18 protein-coding genes are annotated in these 18,782 nt (G+C 70.4%); 8 read left to right on the top strand and 10 right to left on the bottom strand.

The features are described from left to right. Positions 1–23: 23 nt before the first annotated feature. The 4 genes from ACILQS_RS01655 to ACILQS_RS01640 all read left to right on the top strand — a co-directional run bounded on the left by ACILQS_RS01655 (position 24) and on the right by ACILQS_RS01640 (position 3,405). On the top strand, positions 24–1,721 hold the full coding sequence (locus ACILQS_RS01655) for a GAF domain-containing protein (protein ID WP_395638357.1): 1,698 nt from the start codon (positions 24–26) through the stop codon (positions 1,719–1,721). Beyond that, on the top strand, positions 1,718–2,362 hold the full coding sequence (locus ACILQS_RS01650) for a response regulator (protein WP_395638356.1): 645 nt from the start codon (positions 1,718–1,720) through the stop codon (positions 2,360–2,362). Before ACILQS_RS01655 ends, ACILQS_RS01650 begins: the two co-directional genes overlap by 4 nt. 61 nt (positions 2,363–2,423) lie before the next feature. Next, positions 2,424–2,984 carry a flavodoxin family protein gene (locus tag ACILQS_RS01645; RefSeq protein WP_395638355.1) on the top strand — a complete coding sequence of 187 codons (561 nt, stop codon included), beginning with the start codon at positions 2,424–2,426 and terminating at the stop codon, positions 2,982–2,984. Beyond that, positions 2,971–3,405 (top strand): DUF1003 domain-containing protein, encoded by a 435-nt coding sequence (locus ACILQS_RS01640; RefSeq protein ID WP_395638354.1) that lies wholly within the window; start codon positions 2,971–2,973, stop codon positions 3,403–3,405. Before ACILQS_RS01645 ends, ACILQS_RS01640 begins: the two co-directional genes overlap by 14 nt. Here the strand turns inward: ACILQS_RS01640 and ACILQS_RS01635 are convergent. Then, positions 3,396–3,854, bottom strand: coding sequence for a pyridoxamine 5'-phosphate oxidase family protein (locus ACILQS_RS01635; protein ID WP_395638353.1), 459 nt, complete (start codon positions 3,852–3,854; stop codon positions 3,396–3,398). The genes ACILQS_RS01640 and ACILQS_RS01635 overlap by 10 nt on opposite strands. 131 nt (positions 3,855–3,985) lie before the next feature. On the opposite strand from ACILQS_RS01635, the gene ACILQS_RS01630 reads away from it, so the two are divergent. Beyond that, positions 3,986–4,882, top strand: coding sequence for a universal stress protein (locus ACILQS_RS01630; protein ID WP_395638352.1), 897 nt, complete (start codon positions 3,986–3,988; stop codon positions 4,880–4,882). Here the strand turns inward: ACILQS_RS01630 and ACILQS_RS01625 are convergent. Next, positions 4,820–5,248 (bottom strand): conjugal transfer protein TrbL, encoded by a 429-nt coding sequence (locus ACILQS_RS01625; protein WP_395638351.1) that lies wholly within the window; start codon positions 5,246–5,248, stop codon positions 4,820–4,822. The genes ACILQS_RS01630 and ACILQS_RS01625 overlap by 63 nt on opposite strands. Positions 5,249–5,303: 55 nt before the next feature. Further along, the gene (locus tag ACILQS_RS01620) at positions 5,304–7,151 is read right to left on the bottom strand and encodes a heavy metal translocating P-type ATPase (RefSeq protein WP_395638350.1); all 1,848 of its coding nucleotides are present in this window, start codon (positions 7,149–7,151) and stop codon (positions 5,304–5,306) included. A gap of 97 nt (positions 7,152–7,248) precedes the next feature. On the opposite strand from ACILQS_RS01620, the gene ACILQS_RS01615 reads away from it, so the two are divergent. Next, entirely contained in the window at positions 7,249–8,049 is an 801-nt protein-coding gene (locus ACILQS_RS01615) for an SDR family NAD(P)-dependent oxidoreductase (RefSeq protein ID WP_395638349.1), read from the top strand. 50 nt (positions 8,050–8,099) lie between these two features. After that, positions 8,100–8,819 (top strand): aquaporin, encoded by a 720-nt coding sequence (locus ACILQS_RS01610; protein WP_395638348.1) that lies wholly within the window; start codon positions 8,100–8,102, stop codon positions 8,817–8,819. On the opposite strand, the gene ACILQS_RS01605 is transcribed toward ACILQS_RS01610, so the two are convergent. The 6 genes from ACILQS_RS01605 to ACILQS_RS01580 all read right to left on the bottom strand — a co-directional run bounded on the left by ACILQS_RS01605 (position 8,776) and on the right by ACILQS_RS01580 (position 16,619). Beyond that, positions 8,776–9,801 (bottom strand): LacI family DNA-binding transcriptional regulator, encoded by a 1,026-nt coding sequence (locus ACILQS_RS01605; RefSeq protein WP_395638347.1) that lies wholly within the window; start codon positions 9,799–9,801, stop codon positions 8,776–8,778. The genes ACILQS_RS01610 and ACILQS_RS01605 overlap by 44 nt on opposite strands. Then, positions 9,798–11,264, bottom strand: coding sequence for a glycoside hydrolase family 1 protein (locus ACILQS_RS01600; protein WP_395638346.1), 1,467 nt, complete (start codon positions 11,262–11,264; stop codon positions 9,798–9,800). Before ACILQS_RS01600 ends, ACILQS_RS01605 begins: the two co-directional genes overlap by 4 nt. Continuing rightward, positions 11,264–12,169, bottom strand: coding sequence for a carbohydrate ABC transporter permease (locus ACILQS_RS01595; RefSeq protein WP_395638345.1), 906 nt, complete (start codon positions 12,167–12,169; stop codon positions 11,264–11,266). The genes ACILQS_RS01600 and ACILQS_RS01595 overlap by 1 nt, the downstream gene beginning before the upstream one ends. Next, positions 12,166–13,161: a carbohydrate ABC transporter permease gene (locus tag ACILQS_RS01590; protein WP_395638344.1), complete on the bottom strand. Its 996-nt coding sequence runs from the start codon at positions 13,159–13,161 to the stop codon at positions 12,166–12,168. Before ACILQS_RS01590 ends, ACILQS_RS01595 begins: the two co-directional genes overlap by 4 nt. Before the next feature lie 92 nt (positions 13,162–13,253). Beyond that, positions 13,254–14,534, bottom strand: a complete 1,281-nt coding sequence (locus ACILQS_RS01585) for an ABC transporter substrate-binding protein (protein WP_395638343.1) — start codon at positions 14,532–14,534, stop codon at positions 13,254–13,256. Between the two features lie 153 nt (positions 14,535–14,687). Continuing rightward, positions 14,688–16,619, bottom strand: coding sequence for an MDR family MFS transporter (locus ACILQS_RS01580; protein WP_395638342.1), 1,932 nt, complete (start codon positions 16,617–16,619; stop codon positions 14,688–14,690). A 103-nt stretch (positions 16,620–16,722) separates the two neighbouring features. Here ACILQS_RS01580 and ACILQS_RS01575 point away from each other — a divergent pair, with 103 nt between their 5' ends. After that, entirely contained in the window at positions 16,723–17,544 is an 822-nt protein-coding gene (locus tag ACILQS_RS01575) for a D-alanyl-D-alanine carboxypeptidase family protein (RefSeq protein ID WP_395638341.1), read from the top strand. Here ACILQS_RS01575 and ACILQS_RS01570 read toward each other — a convergent pair. Then, the coding region (locus tag ACILQS_RS01570) for a phosphoglucomutase, alpha-D-glucose phosphate-specific (protein ID WP_395638340.1) at positions 17,541–18,782 on the bottom strand (1,242 nt) is incomplete at its 5' end. The genes ACILQS_RS01575 and ACILQS_RS01570 overlap by 4 nt on opposite strands.

The following is an 18,782-nucleotide window of genomic DNA, read 5'->3' as shown; positions in this document are numbered from 1 at the left end:
GACTCTGCACACCAGGAGGACCTGTGGCGGATCCCGCACTCTTCGGCTTCCCCGATGGCCCGCGCTCCGAACTGGAGCGCACGATCGGGGAGCTCATGGAGCGCGCCCAAGAGGTGCTGAGCACCCAGGGCCGCTTGCGCAGTCTCGTTCGGGCCAATTCGCTCGTCACCGCGAATCTCGATCTCGGCCAGGTGCTCCGCCGGATCGCCGAGGCGGCGGTCGAACTCGTCGACGCCGAGTACGGGGCGCTCGGCGTCGTCGCGCCCGACGGTCGGTTGGAGCAATTCATCCATGTGGGCATCCCGGACGCCGACGCCGGTGCCATCGGCCACCTCCCCGAAGGTCACGGCCTCCTGGGGGCGGTCGTCGACACCGGCGAGAACATCCGGATCCCGCTGATCTCGTCGGACCCGCGGTCGGCCGGGTTCCCCGAGCACCACCCGCACATGGGTTCCTTCCTCGGGGTGCCGATCCGCGTGCGAGACGAGGTGTACGGCAACCTCTACCTCACCAACGGCCGCCGCGGCGAGTTCACCGCCGAAGACGAGGAACTCGTCGCCGCGCTCGCCGCCACGGCCGGCATCGCGATCGAGCACGCGCGGCTCTTCGACGAGAGCACGCGACGCCAGCGCTGGACGGCGGCCCTCGCCGAGGTGACCTCGGCGCTGTTGTCGGGATCGGCCGATGTGCTCGCCGTGATCGCCGACAAGGTCGGCTCGGTCGTCGATGCCGACCTCGTCTGCGTCATCGTGCCCGCCCAGGAGGACGGCGCGCTCGTCGTGCGCCTCGCGCGCGGCGCGGATGCCGAGAAGCTCGAAGGTCGCGTCTTCTCCGCGTCGGGCACACTCGCCGGGCGCGCCCTCGCCGATGACGCGATCGTCTCCGCCGAGTGGGAGACGGCGCCGACGGAGTGGCAGCCGACCCTCGGCCCGTCGATCGCCCTGCCGCTCAAGGCCGCCGGACAGGCGCTCGGGGTGCTGACCCTGTCGCGCCACCCGGGCAGCGGTCGGTTCATCCCGGGCGACCTCGACATGGCGGCGGACTTCGCGGCGCAGGCCGGGGTCGCGATCGAGCTGGGGCGCGCCCGCGAAGACCGTCAGCGCTTGGAACTCGTCGGCGAGCGCGGCCGGATCGCGCGTGACCTGCACGACCACGTCATCCAGCGGCTCTTCGCGGCCGGTCTCTCGCTCCAGGTGCTGGCCGCCGCGGCACCCGACCAGTCGGACGCGATCATCGAGCAGGTCACGGCGATCGACGCCGCGATCGCCGACATCCGCACCGCGATCTTCGCCCTCTCCAGCGACCGCGGCACGACCACCCGGCACCGGATCCTCGACATCGCCACCGAGGCGGCGCCCGCGCTCGGATTCTCGCCCCGGGTCGTCTTCACGGGGGCGGTCGACCTCATGGTGACCGGGCCGCTCGCCGACGACGTCGTCGCCGTCGTGCGCGAGAGTCTCGCCAACGTCGCACGTCACGCCGCGGCCCGCAGCGCGAGCGTCGAGATCGCGGCCGACGACGACGGGGTGTCGGTCATCGTCGAGGACGACGGGGTCGGGCCGCCGACCGCCATCGCCCGGCGGAGTGGAACGTCGAATCTCGCCGAACGGGCGTCGTCGCGTGCCGGTGCGTACTCGCTCGCACCGCGCGTCGGGGGCGGGGCGCGAGCCGCGTGGTCGGCACCCTGGAATCCCGCATCACCACCGGAGGCCTCATCATGACCCGCGTCTTCCTCGTCGACGACCACGAGATCGTGCGGCGCGGGATCGCCGAACTGATCGACCGCGAAAGCGACCTCGAGGTCGTCGGCGAGGCCGGCACCGTGCGCGAGGCCATGGGGCGCATCGACGCGACGCATCCCGACGTCGTCGTCCTCGACGTGCGGCTGCCCGACGGCAGCGGGGTCGACCTCTGCCGCGCGATCCGCTCCGCGCATCCCGATCTTCCCTGCCTCATGCTCACCGCCTACGACGACGACGAGGCGAGCGTCGCCGCCGTGCTCGCCGGCGCAGCGGGCTACGTGCTGAAGGACATCCGCGGGCAGAGTCTCGTCGCGGGCATCCGCAAGGTGGCTGCGGGCGGGACCCTCATCAGCGCGGCGGTGAGCGATCGCGTGCGGGCCGGGGTGACGAAGCCCGTGGTTCGTGGCGAGGACGCGCCCGACCTGACCCTGCGCGAACGACAGGTGCTCGAGCTGATCGCCGACGGGCTCACCAACCGGCAGATCGGCGAGCGTCTGGGACTGGCGGAGAAGACCGTCAAGAACTACGTCTCGGAGCTGCTGGCCAAACTCGGCATGGAGCGCCGCACACAGGCCGCCGTCTACGCCGCCGACCGCCGCCGGGGAGACCGCGAGGACTGAGCGCGGCGTCCGGGACCTTCGGCCCTGCCCGCGGGCCGAGCCGCAGGCGACGCTGGGCGACATGACTGAGGAATCCTTTCGCGCGCTCGTCGCGTACGAATCGCTGTTCGGCGCCTCCCGGCGGATCGCGGAGGCGATCAGCGCCGGCCTGGCACAGTCCGGCGCCCGCGTCGAGTGCCGGAGCATCCGTGACGTCGACGTGGGCGACCTCGACATCGCCCGGCTCGTGGTGTTGGGCGCGCCCACCCACGCCCGCTCGCTGCCGACGCCCGCGACCCGCCGCGAAGGGGAGCGGTGGCTCGACTACCGACTGCAGGGGAGGGCCCTGGAGCCGCGGGCGCTCGAGCCGGGCCTGCGCGAATGGATCGCCGAGGCGCCGCTCGCCGGTCGACCCGTGGCGGCGTTCACCACGCGGGCCGAACTGCCACGGATCCTCTCCGGGTCGGCCGGGCGCACGATCGCCCGCCTGGTCCGACTCCGCGGAGCCGTCCCGGTCGCCACGGTCTTCGAGGCGCTCGTCACGGAGCGCGGCCGGCTGCTGCCCGAGGAGACGGACCGGGCTCGACAGTGGGGCGAGCACCTCATCGCCGACACCCGGGAGGTGGCGGATGTCCACGCCTGACCTCTCCTCCACGACCTCCGACCGCCCGTTGTCGAACTGGCATCGCGACGAGCGGCGTACCCTGACGCGCGGCGAGCGGGCGGCGGACTGGCTGCGCAACGGGATGGGGTCGTGGACGTTCGTCGCCGCGTTCGGGGTCGTGATGGTGGTGTGGGCGACGATCAACGGGGTCGTCGACGGATGGGATCCCTACCCCTTCATCCTGCTCAACCTCTTTCTCAGCATGCTCGCCGGGCTGCAGGGCGCCATCCTGCTCATCGCCGCCAAACGCCAGGATGCGATCGCGGCGGCCCTCGCGCAGCACGACTACGAGACCAACGTCGCCGCGAAGCGCGAGATCGAGGAGCTGATGGAACTCAACCGCACGCAGCTCGCGATCCTCCGCGAGCTGCGCGCCGAGCTGCGCCTCGCTCAGACGTAGCGGTCGGGCTCCCGGTCGCGCCGGAAGACGCGCCCGGTGATCTCGGTGGGGATGATGCGCACCCAGCGGTACTTCAGCGTCGGGATCCACGGTGCCAGGGGCAGGAGGTCGGCGGCGTCCATCTCCTGCTGGGACTCGATCCGTTCCGCCCGACCCTTCACCACGATGCTGAACGCGGCGGCGTCGTCGAACCCGTCGATCTCGAAGGTGACCGTCGGGTGCGCCGTCAGGGCGAGCAGCTTCGACCCCGGCGCGGTGCGGAACAGGATCCGGCCGCCGTCGGTCGTGTAGTTGACGGGGAAGACCTCGACGTCCTCCCCGATCGCGATCGCGATCCGACCCACGGGCGTGGCCTCGAGCGCGCGCCAGCAGGCGCTCTCTGCGAGCACCGCGACGGGGTCGTCCGTCGGCGCGGCGTTGGTCCACAAGCGACTCGCCAGGTCGGTCATCATCGGCTCCCATCGTCGGTGCCTCGATCGTCGACCCGTTCCCGTGAACCCTCCAGGGTCGTTGGTCCCCCCGCGGCGTCGCGGGACCAACGACTCTGGGCCACCCCGACCGTCCCGGCAACGCTGCTCAGATGACGTCGCCCCGCATCCTGCTCGCTGTCGACGATCGCCCGACGAGTCTCGCGGCGATCCGCTGGACGGCCCATCGCGCGCGGCGTCTCGGGGCGGCGGTCGAGGTCGTGTCGGTCGCGACCGACGGCGACGTCCTCCTCGCGGCCGCTCGGGCAGCGGTGGGGGCCGCGAGGGACGAGCTCCGGCTCCTCGCCCCGCAGTGCGCGGTCACGACCTCGGTGCCGCGGGGCAACGTGCTCGACGTGCTGGTCGACCTGTCGCGGGATGCGGACCTGCTGGTCGTCGGCAGCGACCGGCCGAGTGCACTGCGCGCCTTCCTGCACGTCGGCCTGCCGATGCGTCTGAGCGGTCTCGTGCACTGCACCCTGGCCGTCGTGCCGAGTACCTGGTCAGGCACGGACGGCTCGCGCATCGCCGTCGGCTGGGACGACGAGCGGGCCGCCGGACCCGCGCTCGACGTCGCCGCGCTCGAGGCCGCGGCGACGGGTCTGCCGCTGCACATCCATCGCGTCTGGCGGCCCGGTCCGGTGGCCCACTACGACCCGGCGGGCGGCGCCGCGCTCGTCGAGGCGATCGAGGAGAGCGAGCGGCTCGCGCTGGATCGTGCCGTGCGCGAGACGGTCGCCCGGCATCCGCGCGTCGCGGTGATCGGCGAACTGCACCTCGGCTCGGGCGGGGCGGGAATCCTCGGCTACGCCGCCGACTCGGCGCTGATCGTCGTCGGCAGCCACCGTCGATCGATGGTCGGCGAGATCATCGCGGGATCGACCGGCGACGACCTGATCGGCTGGAGCGGCAGCATCCCGGTCATGATCACCGCCCCCGAGAGCGGCTCAGCCGGGTCGCACGATCATCAGGATGACGACCACGACCATGAGGATCGCGACCAGGCCTGAGGTCGTGGCGACGAGCGCGTACCCGAACGTCCCGGCACCGGGCTCGCGGGCGGCGCGGTAGAGCCCGGGTACGACGACGCCGAGATGCACGCCGGCGGCGACCGCGGCGGAGACGATCGAGCCCAGGATCCACGGCGTCGTGAGCGTCCAGCCGCGCTCCGGGTCGGCCATCGCCAGCACCCCGAAGCCGATCGCCGCGACGACGACGGCGGCGATGCCGAAGCCGAGCGCAGACCCGGCGAACCGGCGTACCTGGGCGCCGTCGCCGGCGCGCAGAGCGCGGAGCGCGAACATCGGCAGAAGGACCATGGGACCGACGACGAACACGGCGCCGGCGATGTGAAGGACTTCGAGGAGGTCGGACATGGAGCTCAGCCTGTCCGGCGACGCCGGTCGCGAGAAGGGACCAACGTCCCACGTCTCATCGCGAGCGTCGCCGACCGATCGCCCGCAGCGCGTTGAGGATGGTCACCAGGTCGACCAGCTCCTGCAGGCCCGCACCCACGGTCGCCGGGATGACCCCCGTGGTCGCCACGAGCATCAGCCCGAGACTCAGGCCGATCCCGAGCCAGATGCTCTGGAGGGCGATCCGCACCGTGTCGCGGCCGATCGCGACGACGTCGGGGACGGCCATCAGATCCTCGACGAGGATCACCGCTCCCGCCGCCTCGCTCGCCGCCGTCGCCCCCCGCGCCCCCATCGCGATACCGACCTCGGCCGCGGCGAGCGCCGGAGCGTCGTTGACGCCGTCGCCGATCATCACCACGGGCCGGGCGGTGAGCGCCCGCACGGCGGCGACCTTGTCGCCCGGGAGGCAGTCGGCCTGGATCCGGGTGATCCCCGCCAGCCCGGCGACGTGCTGGGCGGTCGGACGCGCGTCGCCCGTGAGCATCAGCACCTCGGCGACCCCGAGGCGGCCGAGGGCCTCGACGACGGCGCGGGCCTCGGGGCGGATCGGATCCGCCGCGCGGATGCTGCCCGCGAACCGGCCGTCGACGGCGACGTAGATCGCGAGTTCGCCGGGTCCGACGTCGACCGCCGCGGCGCTCGCGTCCCGCCGCCGGATGAAGGCCAGCGTGCCGACCTCGACGCTCGTGCCCTCGAGCTGCGCCGAGACCCCCTCCGCCGCGTGCTCCCGGGACGAGCTCACGGGGTGCAGGGCGAGACCGCGCGCTCGCGCCTCGTCGACGATCGAAGCCGCCAGCACGTGCGAGGAGGCCTGCTCCGCCGAGGCGACGAGCGCGAGCAGCTCCTCGCCCCGGCCGTCCCGGGCCGCGATGCCGGTGATCCGCGGACGGCCGAGGGTGAGGGTGCCGGTCTTGTCGAGCACGACGATGCGCGCTCGGGAGAGCACCTCGAGCACGCCGCCGTTCTTGACCACGACTCCGCGCCGCGCCGCCCGGCTGATCCCGCCGAGGAACGCGATGGGTGCGGCGAGCAGGAGCGGGCACGGGGTCGCCAGCACGAGCACCTCGGCGAACCGCGTCGGATCGCCGGACACCGCCCACGCCACCGCCGCCACCGCGAGCGAGACGATCGTGAACGGCACGGCGTAGCGATCCGCGAGCCGCACCACCGGAGCGCGCTCGGCCCGCGCCTGCTTCACGAGCGCCACGATCGCCTGGTACTGGCTGTCACGGGCGAGTGCGGTGGCTTCGACGGTCGCCGACGCGTTGCCGACGACCGACCCGCTCAGCAGCCGGTCGCCGCTGCGCTTCTCCACCGGCAGGCTCTCCCCGGTGAGCGACGACTCGTCGACGACGCACCCGGCCGAGACCAGGATGCCGTCGACAGGCACGATCTCGCCGGACCGCACGAGCAGCCGGTCGCCGACGGCGACGTCTTCGGCCGCGATGTCATGCGGCGTGCCGTCCGCGTCGAGTCGATGCGCCTCGCGCGGCTCGCGGTCGAGCAGCTTCGTGAGCTCGCGCTCGGCCGCCCCCTCGGCGAAGTCCTCCAGGGCCTGCCCCCCGGTCAGCATGAGCACGATGATCAGGCTCGCCACATACTCGCCGACGACCACGGTGGCGACGATCGCGATGATGGCGAGCACGTCGATGCCGAGCACGCCGCCGCGCAGCCGGGCGATCATCCGCGCCAGCTGGATGCCGGCGATCACGAGGGCGTAGCCGCTGGCCACCCACTGCGGCGCGGGGTCGAGACCCGTGAGAGCGAGCACGGCGACGACCGCCCCGACGGCGAAGGTCACCGGCACCAGGACGTAACGCCGCAGCAGCGTCGACGGGCGCGATCGAGGATGGGCCGGCATCGTCCGAGCATGACTCGTCCGACGCCCATCGCATAGGCCCAACGTCCCGGGACCAAAGACTCTCACCCCGGAGCGACGACGCGAGGACGGTGGGGTCATGGACATCACCGGGAAGGTCTTCGTCGTCACCGGCGGCGGCGGCAACGGCATCGGGCGCGAGGTCGTGCTCGCGCTGCTCGCCAAGGGCGCCGAGGTCGCGGCTCTCGACCTCAGCGAGGAGGGGCTCGCCGCGACCGCGGGCCTCGCCGACGTCGGCGACCGACTCACGACCCACGCGATCGACATCACGGATCGCGGCGTCATCGAGAAGCTGCCCGAGCGGGTGGCGTCCGTGCACGGGGCGGTCGACGGGCTCGTCAACGTCGCCGGGATCATCCACACCTTCACGCCGATCAACGAGCTCTCCTTCGCGGCGATCGAACGCGTCATGAACGTGAACTTCTGGGGCACCGTCAACACGGTGAAGGCGTTCCTGCCCGGCTTCCTCACCCGCCCGGCCGCGAGCATCGTCAACGTCTCGAGCATGGGCGCCCTCGTGCCCTTCCCGGGGCAGAGCGCGTACGGGGCGTCGAAGGCGGCCGTGAAGCTGTTCACCGAGGGTCTTTACGCCGAGCTACGGGGCACCGCGGTCGCCGTGACCTTGGTGTTCCCCGGCGCCGTGGGAACCGACATCGCCGGCAACTCGGGCGTCGACATGGGAGCCGCGGTCGGGTCCGCCGGTGCGATGAAGATGACGGCGGCGGTCAGTGCCGGTGCCCAGATCGTCGCGGCGATCGAGAAGGGCAGCTACAAGGTGCGGATCGGCAGCGATGCGAAGATGCTCGATCGACTGTCGCGGCTCATGCCGCAACGCGCCACCGGCATCATCGCCGACCAGATGAAGAAGATGATGGGGTAGTTCCCGACCGGCGGACATAGACGGATGTCGATCCCCGCTACGCTCGCGTCGTGACCCGATTCGAGCCCGTGCCGGCATCCCTTCGGCGGGTGGCCGCCGAGTTCGTCGGCAGCGCCCTCCTTGCGACCGTCGTCATCGGGTCGGGGATCGCCGCGCACCAGCTCTCCGCCGACGTCGGGTTGCAGCTGCTCGAGAACGCGCTCGTCACGGCCCTCGGGCTGACCGTGCTGATCCTCGTGTTCGCATCGGTCTCGGGCGCCCAGTTCAATCCGGCGGTGACCCTCGTCGACGTCCTCCTCGGCCACCGTCGGCGGGGAGATCTCGCGCTCTACCTCCCGGCTCAGATCGCCGGGTGCATCGCCGGAGCGGTTCTCGCCAACGCGATGTTCGGGCTGACCGCGGTGTCCTGGAGCACGACCGACCGGCTGACCGTGCCGCACCTCCTCGCCGAGGTCGTTGCGACCGCAGGTCTCGTGCTGGTCATCTTCGCGCTCGTGCGCACCGGCCGCGGCGCCCTCGTCGGCCCGGCCGTCGGCGCCTACATCGGCGCGGCCTACTTCTTCACGTCGTCGACGAGCTTCGCCAACCCGGCGATCACGATCGGCCGCATGTTCAGCGACACCTTCGCGGGCATCGCGCCCTCGTCGGCACCGGGATACGTCGCCGCCCAGCTGGTCGGCGCGATCGTCGGCTGGCTCGCGGTGCGGGCGTTCTTTCCCGAGACGACTACTGCGACGACCGGTCGATCAGGCGCGTCGGCATCATCGTGACGCGGGGGACGTCCTCCCCCTCGATCAGGCGCATCAGCAGCTCCGCCATCGTCACGCCCACCTCGCTCTCCTCCTGATCGACGGTCGTCAGCGGCGGCGTCGCGCGCTGAGCGAAGTAGTCGTCGTCGAAGGTGACGATGCCGAGGTCGCGGGGCGCGACGAGCCCCCGGGCGCGGAGCACCGACAGGGCGCCGTCGGCCATCTGCGCGGAGGCCGCGAACAGGCCGTCGATCGGTTCGCCCCGGTCGAGCAGACGCTCCATCGCGGAGGCCCCGGAGGCCGGCGTGAAGTCGCCGTGCTCGACGAGATCGGTCGGCAGCCCGGCATCCGACAGCGCGGAGCGCCAGCCCGAGAGACGGTCGAGACCGGCGGTCATGTTCGCCGGGCCGGCGATGGTGGCGATACGCCGCCGGCCCGACGCGATCAGGAGCTCGGTGACCGAGCGGGCCGCGGAGGTGTTGTCGACATCCACGTAGACGGGGGCGACCCCGCCGTCGGCGTTCGCCGGCCGCCCGCCGAAGACCACGGGCAGGGTGCGGGAGAGCGCGACGTAGGAGCGGTCGTCGGAGTGGTGGGAGAGGATGAGCGCGCCGTCGACGTTGCCCGCCTGGAGGTAGCGGCGCGTCTTCTCGGGGTCGATCTCCGACGCGATCAGCAGCGTGAGCGTGTAGTCGGTCTCGGCGAGTCGCATCGCGGCGCCCTGGATCACCGAGGCGAAGTAGGGGTCGGCGAAGAACTTGGCCGTGTTCTCGGGGATGACCAGGGCGAGTGCCTGGGTGCGTCGCGAGGCGAGGGATCGGGCGGCGCGGTTGGGGACGTAACCGAGCTGCTCGATCGCGGCGTTCACCGCGGCGAGGGCCTCGGGGGTCACCTTCGGGGAGTCGTTGACGACGCGCGAGACCGTCGATCGCGACACCCCCGCGAGGGCGGCGACCATCTCCAAGGTCGGCGCAGAGGCCGACACTGGTGCGTCGGTCGTCACGGGGTGATCTTAGGCTCAGGCCCGTCGGCGGCGTGCGCCGCGGCGATCACGGACGCGTAGGTCAGACCGGAGTCCTTCACCGTGCGCACCTGGGTGTCGTAGTCGACGTGCACGATGCCGAACCGCTTGTCGTAGCCCCAGGCCCACTCGAAGTTGTCGAGCAGCGACCAGGCGAAGTAGCCGCGCACGTCGACCCCGGCCTCGATCGCGGCGGCGATCGCGGCGAGGTGCGACACCAGGTAGTCGACCCGCTGCGGATCCGCCACGCGGCCGTCGACCGGCTCGGGGTCGTCGTAGGAGGAACCGTTCTCGGTGACGTACAGCGGCGGCAGGTTCGGGTACTCCGCGGTCAGTCGCTCGAGCAGCACGCGCAGGCCGTCGGGGTTGACCTCCCAGCCCATCGCCGTGCGCGGCAGGTCGCGGGCGGGGAAGGTGAGCATCCCGGAGCCGACGAACGGCGACGACAACGGCTTCTCGACGGGCTTGATCGACGGCGGCTGCGGGGTCGTGACCGGCCGCCCCGACACCTGATCGTCGTGGTAGTGGTTGACGCCGAGGAAGTCGATCGGCTGCGCGATCTGCGCCAGGTCGCCGTCGTGGATGAGCGACTCGAAGTCGTACGCGCGCACGTCCTCGACGAAGTCGGCGGGGTAGGCCCCCAGCAGCATCGGCTCGAGGAAGGCGCGGTTCCACAGCGCGTCGACCCGGCGCGCGGCGTCGAGGTCCGCCGCGTTCGACGGGTCGAGCGGAACGGCGTTGGTGAGGTTCAGCGTGATGCCGAGCCGGGCGGCCCCCGCCCCACGCAACGCCTCGACCACGAGTCCGTGGGCGAGATGCTGGTGATGGAGCGCTCCGAGGGCCGCCCGGGGTTCTTGACGGCCCGGGGCGTGCTCGCCGCCCGCGTAGCCGATGAAGGACGAGCAGAACGGCTCGTTGAACGTGGTCCAGTCCGCGACCCGGTCGCCGAGCACCTGGTGCACGCCGAGGGCGTAGTCGAGGAACCGCTGCGCGGTGTCGCGGTTCGCCCATCCGCCGGTCTCCTCCACTGCCTGGGGCATATCCCAGTGGTAGAGCGTGAGCCACGGCAGGATGCCGGCATCCAGCAGTTCGTCGACGAGCCGCGAGTAGAAGTCGAGACCCTTCTTGCTGAACTCGCGGTCGCCCGGCTTCACGCGGGCCCACGACACCGAGAAGCGGTAGGAGTCGAGACCGAGCTGCCGCATGAGGGCGACGTCCTGCGGGTACCGGTGGTAGTGGTCGACGGCGACGGCGGGCGAGTCGCCGCGCGCGATGTTGCCGGGGACGCGGGCGAAGGCATCCCAGATGGAATCCTCCTTGCCGTCCTCGTGGGCGGCGCCCTCGATCTGCGCGGCAGCCGTCGCGGCACCCCAGACGAAACCGGTCGGCCAGGTCACGCCTTCGAGTGCGGGCACAGCTGAGCTACGAGCCTGTTCGAGGGTCATCAGCCCTTCACCGCCCCGGACATGATGCCGCTGATCAGCTGACGTCCCGCGAAGAGGAAGAGCACGAGCAGCGGGAGGATCGAGATGACGGCGCCGGCGAGCACCATCGAGTGATCGGGCGTGTGGCCGCCCGACGCGTTGAGTGAGGCGAGTGCGGTCTGCACGCTCGGATTCTTCGGACCGAGCACCAACAGGGGCCAGAGGAAGTCGGTCCACGCCGCCATGAAGATGAACAGGCCGAGCACCGCCATCGCGGGTCGGGCGGCCGGGATCGCGACGTTCCAGAACGTGCCCCAGGCCGACGCGCCGTCCATGCGGGCGGCCTCGATGAGCTCGTCGGGGATCGTGTCGACCAGGTACTGCCGCATGAAGAACACCCCGAACGCGCTCACCAGGCCGGGGATGATGACGGCGCCGAGGGTATTGGTCAGTTTGAACTCCGACACGAGCATGAACAGCGGGATGATCCCGAGCTGCGTGGGGATCGCCATCGTCGCGATGACGGCGATCATCAGGCCGTTGCGGCCGCGGAAGTTGAGCTTGGCGAAGGCGTAGCCGGCCAGCGTCGAGAAGAAGACGACCGACACGGCGATGGTGCCCGAGATGATCAGGCTGTTGACGAGGGCTTTGGCGAAGTCGACGGTCTCGAACGCCTTCATCACGTTGGCGATGAAGTTCGGTCCGGGGATGACGACCGGCGGAACAGCGTTGATGTCGGACGCCTGGCGGCTGCCCATCACGAACGACCACCAGAGCGGGAACGCCGCCCCGAGGAAGAACGCGGTGAGCAGTCCGTAGGTGAGGAATCCCGGCTTGTCGTACATCCGGAAGCGCCGCTTCGAGGGGCGCTCCGGCTCGACGACGGTCACCGGGCCGATCGGCGGGCGGCTGATCGTCGAGGTCATCGGCGGGCTCCGTTCGGGTCGAGCGCGGCGTCTTTCGGGGCGCGGACGCGTCGGACGTCTTGCGAGGCGATCGCCCGCGAGATGGCGTAGTTGATCAAACCGATCAGGATGATGATGAGGAACAGGATCCAGGCCGTTGCCGCCGCCCGGCCGAAGTCGCGGCGCGGGAAGGCCATCTCGTAGAGGTAGAGCACGATCGTCTGGAACTGACGGTTCGATCCGCCGTTCGACTGTCCGTCGAAGAGCTTCGGCTCGGTGAAGATCTGGAGCCCGCCGATGGTGGAGGTGATGATGACGAAGATCATCGTGGGCCGGATCATCGGGATCGTGATCGACCAGAAGCGGCGGATGCGGCCGGCGCCGTCGAGGGCCGCCGACTCGTAGACGTCGCGCGGCACCGCCTGCATGGCGGCGAGAAGGATGAGGGCGTTGTAGCCGGTCCAGCGCCAGTTGACCATGCTCGCGATCGCGATGTGCGACGGGAAGACGTCGTAGCCCCAGCGGATGGGGTCGAGCCCGAAGAGTTCCAGCGCTCCGGTGATCGGCCCGCCGAATTGGTTGAAGACCTGGGTGAAGATCACGGCGACCGCGACCGGGGCGGCGATATAGGGGAGCAAGATGCTCATCCGCCAGAACGTGCTCGCGCGGATGGCCTGGTCGAGCAGGGCGGCGATGATCGTCGCGAAGATGAGCTGGGGGACGGCGGACAGCAGGAAGATGCTGAACGTGTTGAAGGTGGCGTTCCAGAACAGGGGATCCGTCAGCGTGATCAGGTAGTTCTCGAAGCCGATGAAGTCGCCCTGCCCCTTGAGCAGGTCCCATTCGTACAGGGACACGTTGACCGTGTAGATGAGCGGGAAGAGCCCGAGCAGTCCGAAGAGGATGAAGAACGGCGAGATATAGAGGTACGGCGAGGCCTTGAAGTCGAAGTTCGAGAGCTTCTGCCGGAACGTCAGGCTGCTTCGCCGACCTTCGGTCTGGAGTGTGCTCATCGCCGTGCCTATCTGGGAGTGCCGTGGAGGGGAAGCGGCCCCCTGGATGGTGCGCCAGGGGGCCGCTCGGTGGGGGTGGGGGAAAGCGAGCCTTAGCTGATGCCGAGGTTCTTCAGGTTGGTGAGCGCGGCCTCCCAGGCCGCGTCACCGCTGGTGATCTCACCCTGGCTGATCGAGTCCAGCACCGGTCCGAAGACGTTGTCCTGGATGTTCGAGTCCTCCGGGCCCTTCACCTGGGCGACGACGCCCTGCGAACGGTTGGTGAAGATCTCACCGACGGGCGCGTCGTTGAAGAACGCGCTGGTGGAGTCGGCGACGAGGTCCTGGCCCGCAGCCCGCGAGGGGAACGGTCCGGCAGCCTCGAACGCGGCAGCCTGCTGCTCGGGGGCGGCGAGCCAGAGCGCGAGCTCGGCGGCGGCTTCCTTGTGCTCCGACGACTCGGAAACACCGAGGAACGCGCCACCCCAGTTGGCGGCACCACCCGGGAGGACGTCAGCGAAGTCCCATCCGGTACCGGTCGTGCCGGCGTCGTAGTAGCCGCTCACGACACCGAGCATCCACGACGGGCAGACGTAGACGGCGAACTCGTCGGCCTTGGCCTGCTCGCCGACGCCCCACGCGGGGAGTCCGGCACCGATGTTGGCGTTCTCGACGATCAGGTCGAGCTGAGCCTTCAGCACGTCGTTGCCCTCGATGTTGAGGGTCTCACCGTCGGAGAGGTAGTAGCCCTCCTCCTGCTGGTTGACGAAGGAGTTCCACATGAACGACGGGTTGTGGAAGAACGGCTTGCCCGAGGCGGCCGTGTACTCCTGGCCGAACTCGAAGAACGACTCCCAGGTCGCGTTGTCGCCGCCGAGGGCCTCCGCGAAGCCTTCGCGGTCGCCCGGCAGGCCGGCGGCTTCGAGCAGGTCACCGCGGAAGCACAGCCCCTGCGGTCCGATGTCGAGGCCGGCGCCGAAGACGCGTCCCTCGGCGTCGGTGCCCTGGGCGAACTTCCAGTCGAGCCAGTCGGACTCTTCGATGCCGTAGTCGCGGAGGTCGACGAACGCGTCGGAGACCTCGCGGATCGTGGAGAGCCAGCCCTCCTCGATCGCGACGACGTCGCTCAGGCCGGTGCCGGCAGCGATCTTCGCGTAGGCGTCGTCACGAGCGGCGCCACCGTTCTCGAGGTTGGTGGCCTCGATGGTGACGTTGGGGTGGGCCTCCATGTAGGCGTCGTAGTTCACATCGATCCCCATGGTGCCGAACGTGGTGATGGTGAGGGTGATGGGTTCGTCCTCGTCGGACGGGCCGGTGGTGCAGCCCGTCAAGACGAGGGAGAGGGCAGCGGCGCTCGCGATTGCGGTCGCCGCGATGGGACGTGAGATTCTCACGGTCACTCCTTTGTGTGCGCGGTGGATTCCTGAGGGACGTCGTGGGAGCGCTCTCACGAACGAGGCCCACAGTAGGCAGCTCTCGCGCGTGCTGTCAACAACGAAGTAGCCCCCGACCAGAAAAAACCTGGTCGGGGGCTACTTATCGGCGAGCTAAGCGCGCGTCGTCGGGGCCGGTTCCGAGTGCTCCTCAAGGTCGGCGGCGAGCCCGGGGCTCGCGTACGCGCCGACCGTGTTGGCGGCCTGCTGGGCATCCATCGCGAACTCGTCGGCGAGTTCATCCGCCTCCTGGGCGTCCCGCGCAACGCGTGCGTCGTGGGCCTCCTGCACCGCCGACTTCTCGCGCAGCGGCTGCGCGCGGAGGAAGAACGACAGCACGAAGGCGACCGCGACGACGGCCGCCGCGACCCAGAACACGGTGACCGTCGCGTTCGCGAATCCGTCGAGGAACGGCGCCGAGAGGGCCTGATCGGCGGAGTTCAAGAACGACGTGTCGCCGTCGAGCGAGGTACCGAGCGAACCCCCTCCCGCACCGGCGGCGGGGTCGAAGTTCGCGAGCACCTGGTCGACGACGCCGCCCCGCACGGCGTCGTCGGCGAGGTCGGCTTCCGCCGGGAGGTTCGCCGTGATCTGGTCGACGATTGGGTCGTAGACGGCCTCCATGATCCCTGCGTTCTGCGGCGCGGACGCGACGGCCGGGTCGAGCGCGGCATCGAGGGCGGTGCGGATGAGGTCGGTCCGGCCGAACGCCGCCGCGATCGTGTCGGGCAGTCGGCTGAACAGCACCGAGAAGATCACCGCGACGCCGATCGTGCCGCCCATCTGGCGGAAGAACGTCGACGCGGAGGTCGCCACGCCCATGTCGCGCGGACCCACCGAGTTCTGGCTCGCGAGGGTGAGGGTCTGCATGAGCTGCCCGAGCCCGAGGCCCGCGACCAGCATCCCGACCATGATCACGATCACCGGCGTGTCGAAGTCGCCGGCCACGAGCGCGAGGAAGGCGAACGAGGCCGCGAGCATCCCGGAACCGATGATCGGGAAGATGCGGTAGTTGCCGGTGCGCGAGATGATCTGCCCGCTCGCGATCGACGAGATCATCAGGCCGAGCACGAGCGGGATCATGAAGAGACCCGCCTCGGTGGGCGTGGCGCCGTTCACCAGCTGCAGGTAGAGCGGCAGCGACATCATCGCGCCGAACATCCCGAAGCCGACGAGGATGCCGAGCACCGTCGCCATCGAGAAGGTCGACGAGCGGAAGAGCTTGAGGGGCAGCAGCGCGTCCTCGCCCATCGCCCGCTCGACGAGGATGAACGCGGCGATGCCGAGGACGCCCACGATGTAGCAGGCGAACGCGGCCGGAGAATCCCAGCCCCACTCGCGGCCCTGCTCGGCGATCAGCAGCAGCGGCACGAGGCCGATGACGATGGTGGCCGCGCCCCACCAGTCGATGCGCACGGTGTCGCGCTTGTGGTGCGGAACGTGCAGGAAAGCGAGCACGAGCAGCAGGGCGCCGATGCCGATCGGCAGGTTGATGAAGAACACCCAGCGCCAGCCGTCGAGGAACAGCAGCTCGTCCTGACCGGCGAACAGGCCGCCGATCAGCGGGCCGAGAACGCTCGAGACGCCGAAGACGGCGAGGAAGTAGCCCTGGTACTTCGCCCGTTCGCGCGGCGCGAGGATGTCGCCCATGATCGTCAGCGGCAGCGCCATGAGCCCGCCGGCTCCGAGCCCCTGAACGGCGCGGAAGATCGCGAGCTCGTACATCGAGTTGGCCAGCCCGCAGAGCAGGGAGCCGGCGAGGAACAGCACGATCGCGAGGATGAAGAGCGGGCGACGGCCGAACAGGTCGCTGAGTTTTCCGTAGATCGGCGTGGTGATCGTCGACACGATCAGGAACGCCGTCGTGGCCCACGCCTGCAGCGCCTGCCCGCCGAGGTCGTCGGCGATGGTGCGCATCGACGTGCCGACGACGGTCTGGTTGAGCGACGAGAGGAACATCGCGGCCATCAGGCCCACGATGATGAGGAGGATCTGCCGGTGCGTGAGCAGCGGTTCGCCCGTGGGCGCAGCGGTCTGACTGGACATGGGTCCTTCGGTGATGAGGAGAGTTCTCCAAGATTTTGCGGAGACTGCAAATTTATACCTCCGGCAGAGATCCGGCAACCGGCCGGGCCCGTAAGCTGTCGCGGTGACCGACCAGCCGATGCTCCGCGTGCGGCACCGCGGCCCGTCGCCGCGGGTACGGCGCAATCGCCGCATCGCGACGGTGATCGTGATCGTCGTCGTGGCGGCGCTCGTCGTCGGCGCCTTCTTCGTCTTCGCCCCGAAGGACGGCACGCCCGCGGCCGAGCCCTCCGACTCGCCCACCCCCAGCAGCACCCCCACCCCCACGCCGACCCCCACCCCGACCTTCCCGCTCGACCAGTTCTCGATCGACGACCCGACGAGCCCGTGGCTCGTGGTCAACAAGCAGCGACCGCTCAACCCCCAGGACTACGCCCCGGCCGACCTCGTCGCGATCGACATCGCCGGCGGCGGGCAGCTGCGCGCCGAGGCGGCGGGCCAGATGCAGGCGTTGCTGGCCGCTTACACGGCGGAGACCGGCGAGACGATGCAGTCGCTCTCCACCTATCGGAGCTACAGCCGCCAGGTGGATGTCTACAACGGCTGGGTCAGCCAGCTCGGCCAGGAGGCCGCCGATCTGACGAGCGCGCGCCCGGGTTACAGCGAGCACCAGACGGGCTGGACGATGGACCTCGGCGCCGTTCCCAACTCGTGCGCGCTCGACCAGTGCTTCGGCCAGACGTCGCAGGGGCTGTGGCTCGCGGCCCACTCCTGGGAGTACGGCTTCATCATCCGATACCCCGACGGCTACACGCCGATCACCGGGTACGAGTACGAGCCGTGGCACGTCCGCTACGTCGGCGTCGCCCTCGCGACCGAGATGCACAACACGGGGGTCATGACGCTCGAGGAGATGTTCGGCCTTCCGGCGGCGCCCACGTACTAGGCGCCGAGAGCCGCGTCGACGATCTCCTTCGCCTCGGCCTGCACCTCGGCGAGGTGCTCCGGCCCGCGGAACGACTCGGCGTAGATCTTGTACACGTCCTCGGTGCCCGACGGCCTCGCCGCGAACCAGGCGTTCTCGGTGACGACTTTCACTCCGCCGATGGCCGCCCCGTTGCCCGGAGCCGCGGAGAGCCGGTCGACGATCTTCTCGCCGGCCAGGGTGTCGGCCGCGATGTCGGAGCCCGACAGCTTGCCCAGCCGGGCCTTCTGCGCGGGAGTCGCCGCGGCATCCACCCGGGCGTACGCGGGGTCGCCGAACTGCTCCGTCAGCTCCCGGTAGAGCGCCGACGGCGACTTCCCGGTGACGGCGCGGATCTCGGCGGCGAGCAGCGCGAGGATGATGCCGTCCTTGTCGGTCGTCCAGGTGGAGCCGTCGAGCTCGAGGAACGACGCCCCTGCACTCTCCTCTCCGCCGAACGCCACCGAGCCGTCGATGAGTCCGGGCACGAACCACTTGAAGCCGACGGGAACCTCCCACAGCTTCTTGCCGAGCGACCCCACGACGCGGTCGATGATCGACGACGACACGAGGGTCTTGCCGATCGCGGCGTCGGGCGACCAGCCGTCGCGGTGGGTGGACAGGTACTGGATGGCGACCGCGAGGTAGTGGTTGGGGTTCATCAACCCGCCGTCGGGCGTGACGATCCCGTGGCGGTCGGCGTCGGCGTCGTTGCCGGTGAGCACGTCGAAGTCGGCCCGGCGGGCGACGACGGAGGCCATCGCCGACGGCGACGACGGATCCATGCGGATCTTCTCGTCCCAGTCCAGCGTCATGAACGCCCACCGCGGGTCGACCGACGGGTTGACGACGTCGAGCGGCAGCCAGTAGTGCGAGGCGATGAGCTTCCAGTACTCGACGCTCGCGCCGCCGAGCGGGTCGGCGCCGAGCCGCAGGCCGGACGAGCGGATCGCGCCGAGGTCGAGCACCGTCTCGAGGTCCCGCACGTATTCACCGCGGAAGTCGTAACCCTCGACGCGAGTGTCGGTGGAGCGACGAACCTCGCGATTGCCGCCCGCGATGATCTCGTTCGCCCGGCCGGCGATCCAGCCGGTGGCATCCGAATCGGCGGGTCCGCCGTGCGGCGGGTTGTACTTGAATCCGCCGTCGCGCGGCGGGTTGTGGCTCGGCGTGATGACGATGCCGTCGGCCTGCGCAGCTCCCGGCGTCAGCGCGCGATT

Source organism: Pseudolysinimonas sp. (genome assembly GCF_044239695.1).
Lineage (GTDB): Bacteria > Actinomycetota > Actinomycetes > Actinomycetales > Microbacteriaceae > Pseudolysinimonas_A.
This window is presented reverse-complemented; position numbering and strand designations above follow the sequence as displayed.